General features: G+C 69.0%; 22 protein-coding genes. 9 read left to right on the forward strand and 13 right to left on the reverse strand.

Features of this window, described 5'->3' with window-relative positions; all coding sequences use genetic code 11:
- Positions 1–4: 4 nt before the first annotated feature.
- Genes EV192_RS38545 through pucL form a run of 6 tightly spaced genes read right to left on the reverse strand, consistent with a single transcriptional unit; the run spans position 5 to position 6,339 of the window.
- Entirely contained in the window at positions 5–1,423 is a 1,419-nt protein-coding gene (locus EV192_RS38545; RefSeq protein ID WP_132123577.1) for an NCS2 family permease, read from the reverse strand.
- A 32-nt stretch (positions 1,424–1,455) separates the two neighbouring features.
- Positions 1,456–1,920 carry a nucleoside deaminase gene (locus EV192_RS38550; RefSeq protein WP_132123578.1) on the reverse strand — a complete coding sequence of 155 codons (465 nt, stop codon included), beginning with the start codon at positions 1,918–1,920 and terminating at the stop codon, positions 1,456–1,458.
- Between the two features lie 5 nt (positions 1,921–1,925).
- Positions 1,926–4,187, reverse strand: coding sequence for a xanthine dehydrogenase subunit D (gene pucD / locus EV192_RS38555; protein ID WP_132123579.1), 2,262 nt, complete (start codon positions 4,185–4,187; stop codon positions 1,926–1,928).
- Positions 4,184–4,657, reverse strand: a complete 474-nt coding sequence (locus EV192_RS38560) for a (2Fe-2S)-binding protein (protein WP_132123761.1) — start codon at positions 4,655–4,657, stop codon at positions 4,184–4,186. The genes pucD and EV192_RS38560 overlap by 4 nt, the downstream gene beginning before the upstream one ends.
- The gene (locus tag EV192_RS38565) at positions 4,648–5,514 is read right to left on the reverse strand and encodes an FAD binding domain-containing protein (protein ID WP_132123580.1); all 867 of its coding nucleotides are present in this window, start codon (positions 5,512–5,514) and stop codon (positions 4,648–4,650) included. The genes EV192_RS38560 and EV192_RS38565 overlap by 10 nt, the downstream gene beginning before the upstream one ends.
- Positions 5,515–6,339, reverse strand: a complete 825-nt coding sequence (gene pucL / locus EV192_RS38570) for a factor-independent urate hydroxylase (protein WP_132123581.1) — start codon at positions 6,337–6,339, stop codon at positions 5,515–5,517.
- A 145-nt stretch (positions 6,340–6,484) separates the two neighbouring features.
- Here pucL and EV192_RS38575 point away from each other — a divergent pair, with 145 nt between their 5' ends.
- A complete protein-coding gene (locus EV192_RS38575; RefSeq protein WP_132123582.1) occupies positions 6,485–7,927 on the forward strand; it encodes a PucR family transcriptional regulator in 1,443 nt (480 codons plus the stop codon).
- A gap of 13 nt (positions 7,928–7,940) precedes the next feature.
- Here the strand turns inward: EV192_RS38575 and EV192_RS38580 are convergent, their stop codons facing one another.
- Complete coding sequence (locus EV192_RS38580; protein WP_132123583.1) at positions 7,941–8,354, reverse strand: hypothetical protein; 414 nt, start codon at positions 8,352–8,354, stop codon at positions 7,941–7,943.
- Between the two features lie 131 nt (positions 8,355–8,485).
- On the opposite strand from EV192_RS38580, the gene EV192_RS38585 reads away from it, so the two are divergent.
- Positions 8,486–10,696 carry an SPFH domain-containing protein gene (locus EV192_RS38585; protein WP_132123584.1) on the forward strand — a complete coding sequence of 737 codons (2,211 nt, stop codon included), beginning with the start codon at positions 8,486–8,488 and terminating at the stop codon, positions 10,694–10,696.
- Positions 10,697–10,791: 95 nt separating this feature from the next.
- On the opposite strand, the gene EV192_RS38590 is transcribed toward EV192_RS38585, so the two are convergent.
- Complete coding sequence (locus EV192_RS38590; protein WP_132123585.1) at positions 10,792–11,625, reverse strand: alpha/beta fold hydrolase; 834 nt, start codon at positions 11,623–11,625, stop codon at positions 10,792–10,794.
- A gap of 134 nt (positions 11,626–11,759) precedes the next feature.
- Entirely contained in the window at positions 11,760–12,125 is a 366-nt protein-coding gene (locus EV192_RS38595; RefSeq protein ID WP_132123586.1) for a VOC family protein, read from the reverse strand.
- Between the two features lie 109 nt (positions 12,126–12,234).
- On the opposite strand from EV192_RS38595, the gene EV192_RS38600 reads away from it, so the two are divergent.
- The 4 genes from EV192_RS38600 to EV192_RS38615 are packed head-to-tail and all read left to right on the forward strand — an operon-like array spanning position 12,235 to position 15,667.
- Entirely contained in the window at positions 12,235–13,083 is an 849-nt protein-coding gene (locus EV192_RS38600) for a metal-dependent hydrolase (RefSeq protein ID WP_132123587.1), read from the forward strand.
- Positions 13,083–14,120: a PDR/VanB family oxidoreductase gene (locus EV192_RS38605; protein ID WP_132123588.1), complete on the forward strand. Its 1,038-nt coding sequence runs from the start codon at positions 13,083–13,085 to the stop codon at positions 14,118–14,120. The genes EV192_RS38600 and EV192_RS38605 overlap by 1 nt, the downstream gene beginning before the upstream one ends.
- 11 nt (positions 14,121–14,131) lie before the next feature.
- The gene (locus EV192_RS38610) at positions 14,132–14,749 is read left to right on the forward strand and encodes a TetR/AcrR family transcriptional regulator (RefSeq protein ID WP_341770958.1); all 618 of its coding nucleotides are present in this window, start codon (positions 14,132–14,134) and stop codon (positions 14,747–14,749) included.
- Positions 14,750–14,758: 9 nt separating this feature from the next.
- Positions 14,759–15,667, forward strand: a complete 909-nt coding sequence (locus EV192_RS38615; protein WP_132123589.1) for a ribonuclease Z — start codon at positions 14,759–14,761, stop codon at positions 15,665–15,667.
- Here the strand turns inward: EV192_RS38615 and EV192_RS38620 are convergent.
- Together EV192_RS38620 and EV192_RS38625 are read right to left on the reverse strand one after the other, a co-directional pair.
- Positions 15,657–16,316, reverse strand: a complete 660-nt coding sequence (locus tag EV192_RS38620; protein WP_132123590.1) for a peptidylprolyl isomerase — start codon at positions 16,314–16,316, stop codon at positions 15,657–15,659. The genes EV192_RS38615 and EV192_RS38620 overlap by 11 nt on opposite strands.
- Before the next feature lie 9 nt (positions 16,317–16,325).
- Entirely contained in the window at positions 16,326–16,874 is a 549-nt protein-coding gene (locus EV192_RS38625) for a TetR/AcrR family transcriptional regulator (RefSeq protein ID WP_132123591.1), read from the reverse strand.
- A 76-nt stretch (positions 16,875–16,950) separates the two neighbouring features.
- On the opposite strand from EV192_RS38625, the gene EV192_RS38630 reads away from it, so the two are divergent.
- Both EV192_RS38630 and EV192_RS38635 read left to right on the forward strand, forming a co-directional pair.
- Positions 16,951–18,150, forward strand: a complete 1,200-nt coding sequence (locus EV192_RS38630) for an MFS transporter (protein WP_132123592.1) — start codon at positions 16,951–16,953, stop codon at positions 18,148–18,150.
- A gap of 4 nt (positions 18,151–18,154) precedes the next feature.
- The gene (locus EV192_RS38635; RefSeq protein WP_132123593.1) at positions 18,155–18,478 is read left to right on the forward strand and encodes a putative quinol monooxygenase; all 324 of its coding nucleotides are present in this window, start codon (positions 18,155–18,157) and stop codon (positions 18,476–18,478) included.
- On the opposite strand, the gene EV192_RS38640 is transcribed toward EV192_RS38635, so the two are convergent.
- Positions 18,475–19,086, reverse strand: coding sequence for a LysE family translocator (locus tag EV192_RS38640; RefSeq protein WP_132123594.1), 612 nt, complete (start codon positions 19,084–19,086; stop codon positions 18,475–18,477). The genes EV192_RS38635 and EV192_RS38640 overlap by 4 nt on opposite strands.
- 62 nt (positions 19,087–19,148) lie before the next feature.
- On the opposite strand from EV192_RS38640, the gene EV192_RS38645 reads away from it, so the two are divergent.
- A complete protein-coding gene (locus EV192_RS38645; RefSeq protein WP_132123595.1) occupies positions 19,149–19,745 on the forward strand; it encodes a phosphoribosylanthranilate isomerase in 597 nt (198 codons plus the stop codon).
- Between the two features lie 49 nt (positions 19,746–19,794).
- Here the strand turns inward: EV192_RS38645 and EV192_RS38650 are convergent, their stop codons facing one another.
- The gene (locus EV192_RS38650; RefSeq protein WP_132123596.1) at positions 19,795–20,982 is read right to left on the reverse strand and encodes a cytochrome P450 family protein; all 1,188 of its coding nucleotides are present in this window, start codon (positions 20,980–20,982) and stop codon (positions 19,795–19,797) included.
- Positions 20,983–21,083 lie beyond the last annotated feature (101 nt).

Raw genomic sequence — 21,083 nt, forward strand, 5'->3', positions numbered from 1 at the left:
CTCCTTACGTCAGCAGCGCTTCCACGCCGTCGATGGCGAAGTACACGGCGAACAGCGCGGCCAGGACCGTCAGCAGCCAGCCGGCCTCGCGCCACCGGCCGGTGCACGTCTTGAGCAGCACGAACGAGATCAGCCCGGCGCCGACCCCGTTGGTGATCGAGTAGGTGAACGGGATGATCGCCGCGGTCAGGAACACCGGGATCGTGTAGTCGCTGTCCTGCCAGGGAATTCCCCGGCACTGGGCCATCATCAGCCCACCGATCACGACGAGCGCGGGCGCGGCGGCCTGCGCAGGCACCACGGTCGTCAACGGCGTGAACAGCAACGTCACCGCGAACAACCCGCCGGTGACCACGCTCGCCAACCCGGTCCGGGCGCCTTCGCCGACCCCGGCCGCGGACTCCAGGAACACCGTGTTCGGCGCCGAGCCGGCGAGCCCGCCCATCACCGCTCCGGCGCCGTCGACCAGCAGGATCCGACCCATTCCGGGCACCTTGCCGTCTTTGGACAACAACCCGGCCTCGGCCGAGACGCTGGTGATCGTGCCCATCGCGTCGAAGAACCCGGACAGCACCAACGTGAACAGGAAGACCGTGGCCGCCACCGGCCCGGCGGACGCGAACCCGCCGAACAGCGACACGTGCCCGAACAATCCCAGATCAGGCGCGCTGAGCACGTGGTCGGGCAGGGTCGGATCGGTCCGCCCCCACCCGCCGACATGGAACCCGTCATGCAGGACGACGGCCACCACGGTCATCACCACGATGCTGATCAGCAGCGCCCCAGGCACCTTGCGGGCCACGAGCACGACCATCAGCAGCAACCCGAGGCAGAACACCACGATCGGCCAACCCGACAGGTGTCCGGTCGCCCCCAACCGAACCGGCACCGGCGACCCGGCGGCGTCCGGCACCCGGGTCACGAAGCCCGCGCTCACCAGGCCGACCAACGCGATGTACAGGCCGATCCCGACCGTGATGGCGGTCTTCAACGGCATCGGAATGGCGTTCATGATCCGTTCCCGGATCCCGCTGGCGGCCATCAGCACAATGCAGACGCCTTCCAGGACAACGAGCCCGAAAGCCTGCGGCCACGTCATGGTCGGGGCCATCTGGAAGGCGACGACACCATTCACACCCAGCCCGGCGGCCAGCGCCAGCGGGGCGTTTCCGACGAGTCCCATGAGGATGGTCATGACCGCGGCGGCCAGCGCGGTGGCGGTCGTGACCTGCGCCGGGTTGAGCTTGGCGCCGGTGATGTCGGCGGCCGCGCCGAGGATCAACGGGTTCAGCAGGACGATATAGGCCATCGCGAAGAACGTGGTGACGCCGCCCCGGACCTCCCGGCCTACGGTGGAATTCCTGCGGGTGATGGAAAAGAACCGATCGAACGATAAACGGGCGTCATTGTCCGTTTGAGTCATTGACCAAATCCCTTGAATGGGGCAGGGGTTTTCTAGTACTCGACCCGGTCAGGGCGTTCGAGCCAGGCGGTGAACGGACCGAAGCCATCCACATCGGACAGCTGGAGCACGGGTACGTGCCAGGAGTCCCGAGGTTGTTCGAACAGGTCGTAGAACGCGCGGTCGTCGAAACCCGCCTTGGCCGCGTCATGTCTGTCAGCGGCGTACACGATGCGGTCGACCCGTGCCCACAACGCGGACGCGAGGCACATCGGACACGGCTCACACGACGAGACGAGCACACAGCCGTCGAGCTTGAAGGTGTTCAAAGCCTTGCAGGCGTTGCGAATCGCCACGACCTCGGCGTGCGCGGTCGGGTCGAGCGTCGGTGTCACCTGGTTCACCCCGGTGGCCACGACCTGCCCGTCCCGGACGACGAGCGCGCCGAACGGTCCGCCGCCGTCGGCGACGTTGCGCGTGGCAAGGTCGACACACTGCCTGAGCCAGTCCTGTTCCATGGCGGTCACGTTCCTGTGATGTGTTCGGGGCGGATGGGCACCCGGGGCAGTTCCAGTCCGGTGGCGGCGCGGATCGCGTTGGCGATGGCCGGCGTCGACGAGATCGTCGGCGGCTCACCCACGCCACGCACGCCGTAGGGGGCGTGCGGGTCGCCGTGTTCGATGACGTCCACGGTCATCGGCGGCATGTCCAGGATGGTCGGGATCAGGTAGTCGGTGAACGACGGGTTCCGCACTTTCCCGTTCGTCACCTGGATCTCCTCCATCACCGCCAGCCCGAGGCCCTGCGCGGAGCCGCCGTGGATCTGGCCGACGACCGCGTCCGGGTTGATGGCCTTGCCGACGTCCTGCGCGCAGTCCAGCTGGACGACCTTCACCAGGCCGAGGTCCAGGTCCACGTCGACGACCGCCCGGTGCGCGGAGAACCCGTACTGCACATGGGCGTTGCCCTGGCCGGTCGCCGGGTCCAGCGGATACGTCCTGCGGTGGTGGTATTCCCGCGTCTCCTCGATCACGTCATGGCCCAGCACGTACACCATCGCGCCGAGTGAGACCTCGTCGACCGCGTAGCCGAGCACGTCGACCGCCTTGGCCAGCAACTGTTCCCGCACCGCCACGCAAGCGTTTCGCACCGCGCCGCCGGTGATGTACGTCTGCCGTGAGGCCGAGCTGGAGCCGGCGTCGCCGATGTCGGTGTCCGCGGTCCGCACCACCACCCGCTCGACCCCGAGCTCGGTGCGGGCGATCTGCTGGACGACCGTCACCAGGCCCTGGCCGACCTCGGCGGCCGCGGTGTACACGGTCGCGGTCGGCTCCATGCCGATGTTCTGCAAGGTCACCCGGGCGGTCGAGTAGTCGTCGAGTCCCTCGGCGTACGAGATGTTCTTGATGGTCACGCCGTAGCCGACGCCTCGGACCACACCCTCGCCGTGGGTCGTGTTCGACGCCCCGCCAGGCAGTTGCAAGATGTCCTGGTTGGTACTGGCCGGCGGCAGTGGGATGTCTCGAACACGCCGCACAAGATCCGCCACCGGGGCCGGAAAATCGACCACCTGGCCGGTGACCACCGTCGAACCCTCGCTCAGCGCGTTGTGGATCCGCAGTTCCGCCGGGTCCATCCGCAGCGCGGTGGCCAGTTTGTCCATTTGGGACTCGTAGGCGTACGTCGGCTGCACGGCGCCCAGCCCGCGCATCGCGCCGCAGGTCGGGTTGTTGGTGTAGACACCCCAGCCTTCGATCTTGGCGTTCGGCACGTTGTACGGGCCCACGCTCAACGTCGTCCCGTTGCCCACCACGACCGGCGTCTTCGACGCGTACGCGCCCCCGTCGAAGTACAGCCGGGCGCGCACGTAGATGAGCGTGCCGTCCTCGGCTGCGCCGTGCTCGTAGTACATCTTCGCCGGGTGCCGGTGGACGTGTCCGAAGAACGACTCTTCCCGGTCGTACACCATCTTCACCGGCCGGTTCGTGCGCAACGCCAGCATGCACGCGTGGATCTGCATCGACAGGTCCTCCCGGCCGCCGAACGCGCCGCCCACGCCGGACAGGGTCAGCTTCACCTTCTCCAGCGGCAGGCCCAGCGCCTTCGCGGTCTGCCGCTGGTCCACGTGCAACCACTGGGTCGCCAGGTACAGGTGGACGCCGCCGTCCTCCTCGGGAACCGCCAGGCCGGACTCCGGACCGAGGAAAGCCTGGTCCTGCATGCCGATCTCGTACACGCCGGAGACCACCACCGGCGCGGTCGCGTCCGGGTCGCCCTTGAGGATTCGCTGGTGCCGCACCAAGTTCCCGTCCGGGTGCAGCTTCGGCAGCGAGTCGTCGTGCGCCGCGCGCTCCGGGTCGACGACGGGTTCGAGGACGTCGTAGGCGACCTTGATCTTCTGCCGTGCCCGCCGGGCCGTCTCCGGGTGGTCCGCGGCCAGGATCGCCACGGGTTCGCCCTGGTAGCGCACGACATCCTCGGCCAACACCGGAGTGTCCTGGTACTTCAGGCCGTAGACGTTCTCGCCGGGCACGTCCTTGTAGGTCAGGATGGCGTACACCCCGGGATGCGCAAGCGCTTCCGCGTAGTCCACCGACACGACCCTCGCGTACGGGTGCGGGCTGCGCAGGGTCACGCCCCACAGCATGTTCTCCAGCCACAGGTCCGACGAGTACGCGTACTCGCCACGGACCTTGAGCACCCCGTCGGGCCGAAGTGGACTGTCCCCGATCCCGCCGGCGATGCTGTCCTTGAGGTCCTGCGGCGACCGGGCCGGGGCACTCATACCGGGCCAGCCTTGCGGTCCGCCGCGAGCCGGACGGCGTCCAGGATCTTCTCGTACCCCGTGCACCGGCACAGGTTTCCGGCCAGTGCCTCCCGGATCTGCGCGTCGCTCGGCTTCTCGACCCGCTCGATCAGGTCGTGCGCGGCCACGATCAGCCCCGGGGTGCAGAAGCCGCACTGCACGGCCCCGCGCTCGACGAACGCCTGCTGCACCGGATCGAGCTCGTCGCCGTCGGCCAGGCCTTCGACCGTGCGGACCTCGCGTCCCTCGGTCTGCGGGGCCGCGACCAGGCACGAACACACCGGCACACCGTCCAGGTACACCGTGCATGATCCGCATTCGCCCTGTTCGCAGGCGTTCTTCGAGCCCGGCAGGCCGAGGCGCTCGCGCAGCATGTACAGCAGGCTCTCACCGGCCCACACGTCGTCGGCCTGACGCTGCTCGCCGTTGACCGTCACGTTCACGCGCACTGTGATGACCTCCTGTAGTCGTTCCACGCCCACCCCAACGCGCGCCGGGCCATCACCGACAGCGCGTGCTTGCGATAGGCAGCACTGCCCCGAACATCATCGATCGGCGACGCCGCGTCCGCCACCAGTTGCCCGAAGTGCCGCACCAATGAGTCCTTCAGTGGCGCCGGCGCGCCCCACGGCAGCTCGGTGCCCAGGAAGTCCTCGGCGTCGTACGCGCGGCGTGGAGTCGTTGCCGCGGAGCCGAAACCAGTGCCGACGCGGCGTGACAGCGGGTGCAGTGCGATCGCGAACGAACATACCGCGATCACCATCGCGTTGCGCGTGCCGACCTTGCTGAACTGTTGCGGCCCGGTCGCCGGTTGGACGTGGATCGCCGCGATCAGCTCGTCCGGCTGGAGCACGTTGCGTTTCACCCCGGTGTAGAAGTCGCGTACGGCGACCATCCGGGTACCTCTGACCGACGCGATCTCGATCTCCGCATCGGCCGCGAGCAGCGCCGGGTGCGCGTCGCCGGCGGGGGAGGAGGCGCCGAGGTTGCCGCCGACACTGCCCCGGTTGCGGATCTGCGGCGAGCCCACGGTCCGCGACGCCATCGCCAGGCCGGGCAGCCGGTCGCCGAGGTCCGCGATGATCCGGGTGTACGGCATGCTCGCGCCGATCCTGATCCGACCGTCCACTTCGGAGTGGTCGTGCAGGTCGGCGATCCGGTTGAGGTTGAGCAGGGTGTGCGGCCGACGACGGTCGAAGTTGAGTTCCACCATCACGTCCGTGCCGCCCGCGATCGGCACGGCCTCGGGGGTGGCGGCCTTGGCGTCGAGCGCCTCGGCGAACGTGTCCGGGCTGATGACGTCCACTCAGTCCTCCCGCACGACAGTGCCCTGGATCAGCCCGTACGGCCGGTCACCGACCTGGAACACCTCGCCGGGGTTGTCCAGTCCGAACGGCGACAGGTCGCAGAGGTAGTGGTGCTTGTTCGGCAGGCTCAACCGGACCTCCTTGATCTCCGGCACGGCCTTCAGCACGCGTTCACCCATCGCGTACAGCGTCTGCTGCAACGAATAGCTGTACGTGTCCACGAACGCCTCCAGCAGACTGTCCCGCGCGGTCTCGTACGCTCGGCCCCAGTCCGCTTCGCCGTTGAACTTCCACTTCGCGGTGACGGCGGTGGCCAGAATGCGGTCCTTGGTCTCGGGGAGCGTGGTGTACTCCTCGCGCGGGAAGCCCCAGAACTCGGAGTCCGTGGTGTTGAGGACCGTGAGGTCCTTGATCCCGCCGGTGATCTGGGTGTCCGTGCCGTCGTACTTGACGACCGCGAGCCGGGTGCCCTCGCCGGACCGGCTGAACGAGTGCGGGCCGTGCCGTGTCCACGGGTACTGCTCGATGTCGACCCTGGCGTGGTGGATGGCGTCCTGCGTGTCGACGAACCGCCGGGCCAGCCGCAGCCCGAAGTCCTCGATCTGGCCGACGCCGTCCCGGGCGAACGCCAGCACGGTGTTCTTCTGCGTGTCGGTGGCGAGAACCTTGTCGTTCGCCCCGGTCAGGTGCGTGTCGGCCATGTCGCCGGACAGGGCGGTGCTGACGTTCAGGTCGACGAGCCGGTGCATGTCGCCGTCCCGGTCGACGCGGACGAGACGGGTCTCGGCCTTTCCGTACCGGTTCGCCCCGAGCACGATCGCCATCGGTTCTCCTCACTTCGGCGGATGTGATGCAGTAAACAGCCGGGTCACCGGGCTGAACCAGCGACGAAATCGATGAAACCCGATGTTCACCCGGCCGGGGATTTTGTAGATTCCTCCAAACACACCTGGTCTACGGTGGGACCCAGTGCGCCTTCGAACACTGTTAGAGACCGCGGATCTCGGCCTGACCCTCCTTGTCGGTGCCGAGGCGCTGGACCGCACCGTTTCCCGGGTGCTCACCGCGACGCTGCGGGACCCCAGTCGCTACCTGACCGGCGGCGAGCTGGTGCTGAGCGGCATGGAGTGGTGGCGCGGTCCGGACGACTCGGACGGATTCGTGTCCGCCCTGGCCGCGGCGGGAGTGACGGCGCTGGTCGCGGGGACGGCCGAGGCGGGCGGCGGACCGGTCCCGGACCACGTGGTGGCTGCCTGCCGGCGCCATGGCGTGCCGTTGTTGTCGGTCTCGGTGGACGTGTCGTTCGCGACCGTCAGCGAGTGGGTGATCCTCGCGCTGGCGTCGGCCCGGGGTGTGGACCGGCATCGCCGCCTGGTCGCGGCGGTGACGTCCGGCGGCGGACTGGCCGACCTGGTGGCCGCGGGCGCCGCGGAACTGGACGCGTCGTGCTGGGTACTCACCGCGGCCGGGCGGGTGCTCGCCGGGCCGGCGCTGCCGGCGGACCTGCGGACGGCCGTGGTGCGCCGGGTGCTGCGGGCGGACCGGCTGCCGATCGTGGTGTCCCGGCACTCGGTGTTCTTCAGCCGGGGCTGGTACCTGGTGGTCGACGGCGACCACCGGCACTGGGACGTGGACCAGCAGGCCGTGGCGGCCGAGTTCGCGACCTTGGTGGGGCTGGAACGGTCCCGGCTGGACGAAGCACGCCGGATCGAAAGCCGCGCCGCCGTGCCCTTGCTGCGCGTCCTGCTGTCCGAGGACGCCACCCAGGCGGACATCACCTCCCGGCTCGCGGCCACGGACCTGACGCCGCCGGTCGTGGTCCTGTCCGCGGGCGGGGCGTCGTTGGCCGTGGTCAAGGACCTCCTGGCGGCGTTCCCCGGACCCGCGTTCACGGCCGAGGTGGGCGGCGAGGTGCACGGCCTGATCGGCATCCCCGACCCGGCGGCGGTGGTGGGGGAGATCAAGGAGACGCTCCGGATCCTGTCGCCCGAGATCTCCTTGGGAATGAGCCAGTGCGCGGACGAGACAAGCCTGCGGACAGCCATGCAGGAGGCGCGGCACGCGCGGAAGTTGGCGGAGTTGTCGGCGGCGCGGACCGCCGTGGTGGTGGGCGACGAGGTCGCGTCGCACCTCTTGCTGCTCGCGGCTGTCCCGGACGAACTCCGCCGGTCGTTCCGGGCCCGGGTGCTGGGACCGTTGATCGCCTACGACCATGCCCACAAGTCGGAGCTTCTGCGGACGTTGCGGGTGTTCCTGGAGCACTCGGGGTCGTGGGCGCAGACGGCGGCGGCCCTGCACGTGCACGTGAACACGTTGCGGTACCGGATAAGCCGGATCTCCGAGCTGACCGGCCGCGACCTCACCCGGTTCCCCGACCGGGTCGATCTCTATTTGGCGCTGGACCACTCCTAAGAGCGTCCTGACGCTACTTCGGGTCGGGGGAGCCTCGGCGAAAGCGCCCGAGCCAACTGGTTGGCTCCGTGTCTCGGCCAAGGGTCAGACCGGTGATCTCATTGGCCTGGACCAGGTTGGCGATTGGCCCAGGTCCGACCACGAAGTTGCCCCGCTCCTCCACCCGGGGCCCTCGGGCGGCCGTCGTCCAGGCGTCCGACAACCGGCCGGCGAAGTCGGCATCGTCCGTGGACGCCTCCTGTAGCCGTTGGGCGAGCGAGTCGATCGATTCCGCCGAACTCCGCTGTTCGCGCACTTCAGCGAGGGCAGCGGCGATTTGTGGCTTCGTATCGACGATGTCCGACAACGCCGCCCACGCGGCATCGTCGCCGACCTGCACGTCGCCGGCCAGCGCAGCGGCCATTGTCAGCAGGATTGGATCAGTCATGGCGTCCCCCTGTGCGTTCTGTGCCACCCAGATCGGCCCACGATAGCGGCGAACACACACGTGCGGGAAAAAGATCATCGGCCGTCTACCTGGCGCAGGGCCATTCCTGAGGCCCCTGGGCGGCGGTACCGATGTGCTCCGGAGGGGGCAACTATGAGCGCCGTCCGTTCGAGCAGCCGAGCGAGGTGGCCGACATGGTGTGGTGGGGGATCGTGCTGATCGTTCTCGCCGCCGTCGCACTTGTGGTGGGCACGGGGATCCGGTCTGTCCCGCCTGACATGGTCGGCGTCGTCGTCAAGCGATTCGGGCCTCGGCGCCAGGATGACGATCCACTGATGAGCCGCCCGGGTTCGGCCGGGCCACAGGCAGCGATATTGCCACCGGACACGGTGTGGTGGCGGCCCAGCGTTTTGTTCCTTGTCCGGTACTTCCCGATGGTTCGGGTGCCGAGCGGGACCATCGGACTGGTGGTGGCGCGAGCGGGAGCGGTGCTGCCTCCCGGGCAGTCGATGGCCCGGCACGTCGACTGTGATCATTTCCGGGACGGGACGCGGTTTCTGAGCGAGGGTGGCGAGCAAGGGCGCCAGCTGGCGGTGCTCACCGGCGGGCTCTACGCGATCAATCCCGCTCTGTTCGACGTGATCACCGTGCTCACGACCCACGCGATGGAACAGGTGGGCCTGACCGCGGACGATCTGCGCGAGGTCGAGATCCCGGTCGGCATGACCGGCGTCGTGATCACCCACCTGGGAGTCATCCCGGCCGACGCCACCATGCCGGGAGAACGGGTGGCCGGGCACGAGAGTTTCCAGCGGCCCTGGGTGTTCCTCGAGGCAGGTGGCGAGCTCGGGGTCCAGCGGGAAACTCTGGCCGAAGGTGGCCGATACGCGATCAACCCCTGGTTCGCGCGGGTGGTGCTGGTACCCATCCGGGAGCTGATCTTCGAATGGTCGAGGGCGACCAAGTCGGCCGACAGCTTCGATTTCGGTCTCGACCAGATCGTGATCGACGTGCAGGGGCATGTCATCAGGTTCGACATGCTGCAGACCCTGCAGATTCCGGTGGCGGCGGCGCCCGGGCTGGTCAAGCGGTTCGGTGTCGGAAACGACCCGGCCCTCCCGATCCAGCGGTTCGCCGCCCAGGTGCTGGGCACGACCGTCGACGCCCATTTCCGGCGGGTTTCGGCGTCCTTCACCTTTCGGGACTTCATCCGTGACTACGACTACATCCGCCTGGACCTGGCGGCTGAGATACAGGCGTCGCTGGCGTCGCTGGGGATTGTCGCCCGCACCACGACGTTGTTGGAGTTCACCGCCGACGAGCCCGAGTTCAACATGATCCGTCGCCAGATCGCTGTCCAGCGGGAACGAGTCGAGCTGGCGGCGGCCCGGCTCCAGGAGCTGGAAGCGCAGCGAGCGAACGCGCGAGTCCGCGTGGATATCGAGCAACAGCAGGCGAAGGTGGACGAGGAACGCCGGGAACTCGAGGCCATCGAGGCGAAGGTGCTGATGGAGCTGCTCGGCACGAACGAAGTCGTGCTGGAACGGGCGCTCAGCCAGGCCGCCGACATCCAGGTCCCGTACCGGGTGGCGGAAGGTTCCCTGAACGCGGTACTCCAGGCCCTGCCGCTGACCCGGATCCGGGAAATGCTCGCGTCCGCGGTTCCAGCGAAACGGCCGGATCCGGCACCGGTCGAGCTCGACGCCGCATACCGGCAGAACATCAACGGCCAGGCGCACATCGTCCTGACCTTGTCGGGGGACGGCGATCCGGCCGCGGCGATCCTCCGTGCCGTCCCGGTCTCGATCTACCTCGCGTCCGATGTCGATGCCGAAGCGGTCGAGGCCGCTGTGCTGGATCTGCTCGACGAGGCCGGTATCGACATCACCGAGAGCAAGCCGGCCATTGTGGGCTCGTGGCTGGGTCTGCGGCTCGGCCGGTTCAGGCGGCATGTCACCGCCACGGAGGCGGGGGAGGTGACCGCCCGGGTCGAACGCGCCCTGCAAGCCAGGCTGCTCGACCAGCCGCAGGCCGACATCGACGCCAAACAAGCCGAGGCGGTGGCTCGCCTGATCGGTGCGCTGGACAAGCAGTCCGACGCGTGCATCCAGGTCGGCTCGCTGTTCCTGATCAAAGTGGGCCAACGACTCGTGGTACGGAACCTGACGCCGCGGGAAATGGCCTTCCTGGGGCGGAACCAGACCGTGCTGAAGGACCCGGAGCAAGTGCTCGACGCCCTGGAGAAGATGGCCAACCCACCGGCGAACGGCCAGGTGCCGGACCTGCCCGGCGCTCAACGGCCCACGTTGACCGACGCGCCGGACCCGAACGCACCACAATGATCAGGGCGATGGCTGTGATGATGGCGGCGAAGTTCATGCCTGAGACGTAGCAGCCGGAATACCGGCCGCCACGCCTCAGGCGAATGTGACCGTGGTCACACGCCCAGGCCGGCGAGGATGTCGGCGACCTCGGTGCTGTTGGTCAGGAAGCCCCCGTGGCTGCTCCGGATCGGACGCACATCCCACGGGTTGTCCGGCGTGAGCGCGTCGCCCTCCTCGATGAACATGTCCTGGACCGCGGGCGGGCATGCCTTGTCGTCGACGGTTTTCAGGAACGTGCGGGGGATCCGGCCCCAGGTGTCCGCGCCGACCGTGCCGTAGCCGGGGTCCCACTGGCCGAGCGTCTCGTCCGGCTGGTTGCCGGCCATGGTGGCCAGCCAGCCCGCGTCGGACGCCTCGGGATTGACGACCGCCTTCAGTGCGAAGAGCACGTCCGGCGTCGCGCCCCGCCAGTTCACCCGCACGTGGCCCTGCTTGGCCGGGTCGCCGACGTGCAGCGGGGCGACGGCCGGCAGGAAACCGCCTTTCAGGTATTCGGGCAGGTATTCGGTCGCCGGTCGGACCGGGACGATGGCCGCGATGTAGACGATTCGGTCGATCAGCTCCGGGATTTCGTTGCCGGCACCGGAAATCGCCATCCCGCCGAGGCTGTGGCCGACCAGGATCACCGGTCCGTGTTCGCGAACCCGCCGGATCGTGTCCACGACATGGCCGATGGTGTCGGCGGCCGTGATGTCCGCCGTCGGCGACGGCTCCGCCGCGAACACCGCCAGATTCTGCTGGTAGTAGGCGGCGGAGAAGCCGGCGCCGCGACCCGGCAGGTCGACCGCGAGCGACCGGTGCCCGCGGAACGCCAATTCCCGTTGCATCGGCGCCCAGGAGCGGGAATTCGAGGTCGATCCGTGGACGAGAACGTATGTCGGTGTCATGTCGCCGAGTATGGCCAGACATCGTCGACAATTGGCCGAATCGCACCAAAGGGCGGCGGAAATCGCCCGAAAAGGTACTCGGAAATGCTGGAAAATTGTAGGCTTGAAATAGCCTACGCTTGGCCTCGTCGAAATTATACCGCAGGGACGATCAGACAGAAAGGGTGGCCGGCCGGGTCGCGGAACACCCGGAAGTCGGTCTCCACGTGTGGCGCGGTCACCCGGGTGGCGCCCAGGGCCAGCACCTGACGTTCGACCTCGTCGATGTCGTCCACGTCCAGGTCGAGATGGACCTGCTGGGAGCCTTTGGGGTCGGGGAACGCCGGCGGCTCGTGGTCCGGGGCGAGCTGGCAGACCAGCCGTCGACCGGCGGGGTCGGTGACCACCACCCACGTATCGTCGTTGACGGAGATCGTGCCGCCGAGCACCGCGGCCCAGAACTCGGCCAGCTCAAGGGGCTTTCGGGTGTCCAGAACGATGTTACGGATGCGTGTGACCATGATCGAAGCCTATTGCCGATCAGGGCGCGACAGCTGTTGACACTTTGTCTATCATGACAGTGCATATATCAAGATGAGAGTCCCTGTGTCTCTTCATGCGGAGGTCGACATGCGTGATGAGCCCGAGAACCTGGTGCTTCGCCCGCGTGACGTGCGGTTCGACTGGGCCGAGCTGCCGCCGCACTGGATTCCCGGCGAGCCGTTCGCCACGCACGTCTTCAACGTGATGCACCTCTTGCTGCCCGAGGGCGAACGCTGGTTCGTCGAGGTCTTCAAGGAGGCGCTGCCGCTGATCACCGACGACCGGCTGCGGGAGGAGGTCGTCGGGTTCATCGGCCAGGAGGCCATGCACGCGTCCGCCCATCAGGGCGCGCAGGACCACTTGGAGCGCCAGGGGCTCGACCCGGGGCCGTACGTGCACCAACTCGAGTGGCTGTTCCGGCATCGGCTGAACCGCCCGGACGGCGGCTACGACTGGCTGGTGGCGCGGCTGGCGGTGATCGCCGCGGTCGAGCACATGACCGCGTTCCTCGGCCAGTGGGTGCTCGACTCGACGGCCCTGGACGAGGCCGGCGCCGATCCCACCATGCTCGACCTGCTGCGCTGGCACGGTGCCGAGGAAGTGGAGCACCGCTCCGTAGCGTTCGATCTGTTCATGCACATCAACGGCCGGTACGGCACCCGCGTGGTCGCGATGGCCATCGCGGTGCCGTTCCTGATGTGGCAGTGGACCCGGGGTGTGCGGTTCCTGATGGCCAACGACCCGCGCGTCGCGGCGAAAGCGCGCTGGCGGGACTTCTTCCGGGCCGGCAAGGCCGGCATCGTGCCGAGCCCGAAGCGGCTCGCGCGGTCGACGGTCGCGTACTTCTCGCGGAAGTACCATCCGTCGCAGGAAGGGTCGACCAGCCAGGCCGTCGCCTACCTGGCCACGTCACCCGCGGCGTTGGCGGCCGGCTGATGACCCTGCCGCCCGACCTGTACGGCCGGCGTCGCCTGGACCGGAGCTGGCGCGTGTTCGCCAAGGCACTGGCCGGGTTCGAGGTCGTGATGGGCCGCTTCGCCCTCGAACCGGTCGTCCGGCCGGTGAACGACCGAAAGTGCGCGCTGGTTGTCCGCCGGGTCGTTCCGCAGGCCACGGACGTGGTGAGCCTGCACCTGTCCGCCCCGGACACCTCGCCGCTGCCGACCTGGCAGCCCGGCTGCCACGTCGACCTGGAACTGCCGTCCGGCACTGTCCGGCAGTACTCGCTGTGCGGCGACCCAGGCGACCCGTTCACGTACCGGATCGCGGTCCGCCGGCTGGGCACGGGCTCGCAGGAGGTGCACCGGCTCGCGGTCGGGGACGAGGTCCGGATTCGCGGGCCGCGCAACGCGTTCCCGTTCATCAGGGCGCCCCGGTACCTGTTCGTCGCCGGCGGTATCGGGATCACGCCGATCCTGCCGATGGTCCGGCTGGCCGCCGCGCGCGGCGCCGACTGGCACCTCGTCTACTGTGGACGATCGCGGGATTCCATGCCGTTCCTGGACGAGATCGCCGACCTCGACGCCGACCGGGTGTGGATCCGGCCGGACACCGAGTTCGGCGTCCCGGTCAGCGGCGCGGAACTGCTCACCGACGCTGTGCCGGACACCCGGGTCTACTGCTGCGGCCCGCCGCCGATGATCGCGAGCGTCCGCGTCGACCGCGCCTCGGGCCTGCACTACGAGCGGTTCTCCCCGCCGCCGATCCGCGACGGCAAGCCGTTCACGGTCGAACTCCGCCGCAGCGGACGCACCCTGGACATCCCGGCCGACCGGTCCGCGCTGGACGTCATCCGGGACGCGATCCCGTCGGTGGCGTACTCGTGCCGGCAGGGCTTCTGCGGCACGTGCCGGGTCGGGCTGCTCGGTGGTGACGTCCAGCATCACGACAGCGTGCTCACCGACGACGAACGCCGGCACTCGATGGCCATCTGCGTGTCCCGGTCAACCGGCACCCTGGTGCTGGACCTGTGAAGATGACCCAGGTGAGGACCGCACGCCGGATGACGCCGGAGCAACGGCGCCGACAGCTACTGGAAGCCGCCATCTCGCTGTACGGCCAGCGTCCCTACGAGCAGGTGTCGGTCGACGACATCGTGGCGGCCGCGGACGTGTCCCGGCCGTTGTTCTACCGCTACTTCTCCGGCCCGAGCGAGATCTACGTGGCCGCGCTGCGGTTCGCCGCGGACGGGCTGATCGCCAAGTTCGCCGCCCCGGCCGAGGGGCCGCTACTGGCCCAGCTGCGGTCCCTGATCGGCGAGTTCATCGCGTTCGCCGAGGCCCACTCGGCCGCGTTCATCGCCCTGCTGCGCGGCGGTTCAGTGGTCGCGACGGCCGAGACGGGCGCGGTGGTGGACGACGTCCGCCGGCACGCCGTCGCCGAGATCCTCACACGGACCGGCGTCACCGAGCCGTCGCCGCTCGCGTTGCTGACGTTGAACTGCTGGACCGCGGTCGTGGAGGGCACGACGCTGACCTGGCTGCAGGAACGCGATCTCCCACGCGACGAACTCGAGGACTGGTTGGTGGACCAGCTCGTGGCGATGGTGACGGTGACCGCGAACCGGGATCCAGACGTGGCCCGCACGCTGCGGTCTCTCTAGAGTCACCCTGTGTCACTTCGTGAACTGGTGGTCCTGGGGACCGCGAGCCAGGTGCCCACCCGGCACCGCAACCACAACGGGTACCTGCTGCGCTGGGACCAGGAAGGGATCCTGTTCGACCCCGGCGAGGGCACCCAGCGGCAGATGCTGCTGGCCGGGGTGGCGGCCACCGACATCACCCGGATCTGCGTCACCCACTTCCACGGCGACCACTGCCTTGGCCTGCCCGGCATCGTGCAGCGCCTGTCGCTCGACCGCGTGCGACACCCTGTCGCCGCCCACTACCCGGCCTCCGGCCAACAGTTCTTCGAGCGGCTGCGCAACGCGTCCTCGTTCTACGAGACGGCGACGATCCGCCAGGAACCCGTGTCCGCGGACGGTCCGGTCGCCACCGGCACGTTCGGCGTGCTCGAAGCGCGCGCGTTGGACCACGGGATCGACGCGGTCGGGTACCGGCTGGTCGAGCCGGACGGTCGGCAGATGATCCAGGAACGCCTCCGCGAGTTCGGCATCGCCGGGCCGGACGTGGGAACGCTGCTGCGCGAAGGCGTCCTGGGGGACGTGCGAGTGGCGGACGTGAGCGTGGTGCGGCGCGGGCAGAAGTTCGCGTTCGTCATGGACACCCGGCTGTGCGACGGCGTGTTCGCCCTCGCCGACGGTGTGGACGTGCTCGTGATCGAGTCGACGTTCCTGGCCGAGGACACCGAACTGGCCGTCGCACACGGACACCTCACCGCCGCACAGGCCGCGCGGGTGGCGGCCGAGTGCGGCGTCCGACAGCTCGTGTTGACGCACTTCTCCCAGCGTTACCGGGATCCGTCCCGGTTCCACGCCGAGGCCGCCGAGGTGTTCGACGGCGAGATCATCGTGGCCGAGGACCTGATGCGGATCCCGGTGCCCAAACGCCTCAGCCTATGAAGGCGCTCAGGATCTTCACCGGCTTCGCGGGCGCGCCGTCGAGCGGTCCGCGCTCGCTCGGGATGATGCCGGCCGCGACGATCCGGTCCAGCACGTCCATGCCGCGCACCACCTTGCCCATCACCGAGTAGTTCGCCGGGATGTGCGCGAAGGAGTGCACGATGAACCACTCGCTGCCGTTCGTGCCCGGACCCTGGTTGCCCATGGCGAACGTGCCGCGCTCGTACGTCTCCTTGCCGCTGACCTCGTCCGGGAACTTGTAGCCCGGCCCGCCCTTCTCCACCTCGAAGATGTCCCCGCACTGCAGCACGCCCAGCCGGGCCGAGTTGGTCAGCCGCCAGCACTGGCTGTGGTTGTAGAACCGTTGGACCACAAGGCTCAGCATGTTGTGCACGGCGCACGGGGCCGCGCCGGCCCGGTTCAGCTCGATGACGACCGGACCGTAGTTGGTGCGGAACGTGACCCGCGCGGTCCCGACCGTCAACGCGAACGGCAGCGGCCGCAGAACCGGCCGTGCCGCCGGGTTCTCCGGCGTCGGCGTGAAGTCACAGCGCACAATCGGCAGGCTTGGTGACGCCTGCGCGGGCGCGGCGGTGAAAAGCCCGACGAACACGGAAGCGACAGCGGCGAACACCCAGCGCGTTTTCATGGGGGCACACTACTGGCGGCACAGCAAACCGTCGACCAGGTCACGGACCCACTCGGGGCCGGTCGGGCCGCCGGTGAACACCGCCCGGTAGTACAGCGGGCCGAGCAGGGCGTCGGCGGCGCGGTCCACGGTCGGCACCCTGCCGCCGCGGGACTGTTCACGTTCCAGCATCGCCGCGAGTTGCTCCTGCCGGTCCGAGACGCACACGTATCCGCCGCCTGGTCCCGCCCCGACGTTCGCGCGCATCAGGGCGACGACGTCCGGGTCGGCCAGGTCGGTGGCCACGTCGTTGGCCCAGCGTGCCAGGTCGCCGCGCAGCGAGCCGGTGTCCGGCACGACCACGTCACCGCTGAACCGGCTGGTGGCGACCTCGCCGAGCAGGTCGGCCAGCGACCCCCAGCGGCGGTACAGCGTCGTCGGGTGGACGCCCGCGCGCGCCGCGATCGCGGGCAACGTCAACGCTTCGGGCTGGCCGTCGGCCACGAGGTCCTGCACGGCGCGGTGGACCGCGGCGCGGACTCGGGCGGACCGGCCGCCAGGTCGTGTGGTGACGGGCATAGTTCATCTTATCGCATTGATCGTTGCGTTAGGGGTAGGGTCGCTAAAGCACTGATCTTTGCATTAGAGGAGCGTCATGGTTTCCGTCACCGCCCGTACCAGGCGGCTGTCGCACGCGACGTCGTTCGTGGCCGTCGCCGTGATTTTCGTGCTGTTCGCCGCGGCCTCCAGCGCCCCATCGCCGTTGTACGTCGTCTACCAGCAGAAATGGGGGTTCTCGGCGACTACGCTGACCGGGATCTTCGCGGTGTACGTGCTGGGCCTGATCGCCGCGCTGCTGGTCCTCGGCGCACTGTCCGACCACGTCGGCAGGCGACCCGTGCTCGGCGCCGCGATCGCGTTGGAAGCCGTCGCCCTCGTCCTGTTCGTCACCGCCGGAGACGTGTCGACCCTGTTCATCGCACGCTTGATCCAAGGCGTCGCGACCGGCACAGCGATGACCACGCTCGGCGCGACCCTCGTCGACCTCAACCCACCGCACGCGCCTGGCCGAGCGGGAGTCGTCAACGGCGTGGTGCCGCTTAGCGGCCTCGCCGTAGGCGCGCTCGGCTGCGGCGCCCTCGTGCAGTACGCGCCCGCGCCGACCCACTTCGTCTGGGCGCTGCTGCTGGCCGGCATGGTCCTTGCGGCAGTGGTCGTGGTGGTCATGCCGGAGACCTCCGTCCGCCGACCGGGTGGCCTGGCGTCGCTCACACCCAAGCTCGGCGTGCCGCCCCGGCTGCGGGCCGAACTCGTCGCGCTGGTGCCGATCCTGGTGGCCAGTTGGGCCCTGGGCGGCCTGTACCTGTCGCTGGGACCGTCGGTGGCGGCCGTCGAGTTCGGACTCACCAACCACCTCATCGGCGGTCTCGTCGTCACCTTGCTGTGCGGAACGGGCGCGGCGACCGCGTACGCGCTTCGCAAGCGGCCCATGGACTTCGTGCTCCGGTTCGGCGCTTCGCTGTTGGCCCTGGGGACGGCCGTCACGCTGGTCGGCGTGCTTTCCAGCGTTGTCGCCCTTGGGATTCTGGGGACGGCCGTGGCCGGAATCGGGTTCGGGGCGTCCGCGTTGGCGAGCTTCGCCACCCTGGCCCGGATCGCCGCGCCCGCCGAACGAGGCGAACTGTTCGCCGTCGCCTACACGATCTCGTACGTCGCGTTCAGCGTCCCGGCCGTCGTCGCGGGCCTCGCCACCACGTCCTTCGGCCTGCACTCGACGACCGTCGTGTACAGCGCGGCGGTGATCCTGCTCGGCCTGATGGCCCTGCTGGGCGCACGCCGGCTCGCACTACGATGAGTGGATGATCTTCATCACGGCCAAGTTCCGGATCCGCCCGGAAGACGCCGACCGCTGGCCCGAGATCTCCCGCTCCTTCACCGAGGCCACCCGCGCCGAACCCGGCTGCCTCTGGTTCGACTGGTCCCGCAGCCTCGACGACCCCACCGAGTACGTCCTCGTCGAGGCGTTCCGGGACGGCGACGCGGGCGCCGCCCACGTCCAGTCCGACCACTTCAAGAACGCCCGCCAGACCCTGCCGCCCCACCTCGCGGAAACCCCGCGAATCGTGAACACCACACTCGACCAGGACGACTGGTCCCTGCTGGGCGAGATGGCCGTCGACTAGCTGTCCGCCACCAGATACCCGGCCAGGCCGACGAAAGCACCGGCGAACACGCGGCGCATCCAGGCGACGATCTTGGGACGGGAGATGACGTGGTTGCGGATCGCGGCCGCGAAGGCGCCGTAGCCGACGAACACCACGAACGTCATCAGCATGAAGACCGCGCTCAGTTCGATCATCTTGAGAACCGCGCCCGGCGCGGCGGTGCTGACGAACTGGGGCAGGAACGCGAAGAAGAAGATGGTCAGCTTCGGGTTGAGCAGGTTCATCACGATGCCCGAGACGATCACCTTGAGGGCCGGGCGCGGTTGGGTGTTCGTCCTGTCCACAGTGAGTTCGCTCTTGTCGCGCCAGGTCGCCCAGGCCATGTAGAGCAGGTAGGCGATGCCGGCGTACTTCAGGGTCTGGAAGGCGACCGCGCTGGTGTGCAGCAGGGCCGCGGCGCCGGTGATGGCCGCGACCATGTGCGGCACGATGCCGAGCGTGCACCCCACTGAGGCGATCATGCCCGCGCGGGCGCCTCGTTGCAGGCCGGCCGCGATCGTGTAGACCACGCCGGCGCCCGGGGTGATCACGATGATCAGGGATGTCAGCAGGAAGTCGAGACTCATCGGAAGGACCCCCAGGCCTGGTCGCGGTGGTGCACCGCACGGTACCCGTTACTGTCGACGGCATGTTCGTCAAAGTCTGCGGCCTGCGGACCGAAGGTGACGTCGCCGCGGCGGTCGACGCGGGCGCGGACGCGGTGGGGTTCATCTTCGCCGAAAGTGCCCGCCGGGTTGAGGTCGACGTCGCCAAGCGGCTGGTCGCCGCCGTTCCGTCGCACGTGTTGAGCGTCGGGGTGTTCGCGTGGGTGCCGGCGGCGGAGGCGGGGGAGATCGCGCTGGCGGCCGGGGTGGACGCTGTCCAGCTACACGGGGACTACCCGCCGGAGGCGTTCGCCGAGCTGACGGGGATGCGGCTGATCCGGGCCACGGCGTTGCGGGACGACACCGAGCTGGCTGTCGGCGCGTACGGCGAGGAGATGCTGCTGCTGGACTCGCCGATGCCCGGGTCGGGGGAGCGGTGGGACCTCGGGTTGCTGGCGCGGGAACGGCCGCGGGGCAAGTGGTTGCTGTCCGGCGGACTGACCCCGGACAACGTGGCCGCGGCCATCGCCGGCGCCCGGCCGTGGGGTGTGGACGTGTCCAGTGGCGTCGAGTCCAGCCGGGGCGTCAAGGACCACGGGCTGATCCGTGAGTTCGTGGCGATCGCGAAGGAACAGGCCTGATCGTCATCGAACCGGTCCTGGACCGCGGCGTCGAGGATCGGTAACGGCCTCAGTCGATCCGGACCATCAACTGGCTCATGCCGTTGAGCAGCAGGCTGACGCTCCGCTCCGGGTCGTTGTCCGGGTCGGCCAGCCGCAGCGCGGGGAACCGGGTGACCAGGTGGCCGAGCGCGACCTGGGCCTCCAGACGGGCCAGCGGGGCGCCGAGACAGTGGTGGATGCCGTGGCCGAAACCCAGGTGCGATGTGTCCGCGCGGGTGATGTCGAAGTCCGTGGCGCCCTCGAACCGGGCCGGGTCGTGGTTGGCGGTCCACACCACCGGCACGACGATCTGGCCCGCCGGGATGGTGGTCCCGCCGACGTGCACGTCCCCGGCTGTCTGCGCCGGAACGGTGACCATGGCCGGGCCGTCGTACCGGAGGACCTCCTCGACCGCGCGCGGGACCAGGGTGAGATCCGCGCGGAGCTTGGCCAGCTGGTCGGGGAACTTCAGCAGGGTGTACGTGGCGGTCGTGATCAGGTTGACCGTGGTCTCGTGGCCGGCCGCCACCAACAGGAACACCATGGAGGTCAGTTCGTCCTCGGACAGCGTGTCCCCGCCGTCGTGCACCTCGATCAGGCCGGACAGCAGGTCGTCGGTGGGCGCGGCGCGCTTGCGCTCGATCAGCGACCGGATCAGCGCCACCATGTCGCTCGCCGCGGTCACGTACTTCTCCGGTGTGTGCACCGGTCCGGAGAGGGCGATCTGGGTGTACCGGCGGAAGTCGTCGCGCAGGTTCACCGGCACGCCGAGCAGTTCCGAGATCACGGTGATCGGCAGCGGATAGCTGTAGGACGCCACCAAGTCCACCGGCGCGCCCGCCGGCAGGGCGTCCAGCAGGGTCCGGCTGATCTCGTCGATCCGCGGCGCCAGCCCCTCCACCCGGCGCCGGGTGAACGCCGCCGAGACCAGCTTGCGCAGTCGGGTGTGGTGCGGCGGGTTCACCGCGAGCATGTGCGTGTTCATCGCCTTGAGCAGCCATTCGGGCACGTGGTCGCGGTGCGGTGACTCGGTCAGCGACTTCCGCACGTCCGGGTCCGTGAGCACCTGGCGCACCTCGGCATAGCCGGTGACCAGCCAGACCGGCACGCCGGTGAAGAGCGTGACCCGCTGGACCGGGCCGGCCGCGGCGAGGTCCTCGAACGCCGCGGTCCGGGCGGCCAGAGCCGTTTCGGTGAAAGGTGACGGGCTGTTCACTCGATCAGTCTATTGATCCCACCAGTCTTGGAGCGGTCCGTAATCAGTTTGGCGGGCGACGGTAAGGTCGGGAAGGAAAAACGGGGGCTCGAAATCGCTGA

Origin of the sequence: Actinocrispum wychmicini (assembly GCF_004345645.1) — a bacterium.
In the GTDB taxonomy this organism is placed as follows: Bacteria; Actinomycetota; Actinomycetes; order Mycobacteriales; family Pseudonocardiaceae; genus Kibdelosporangium; species Kibdelosporangium wychmicini.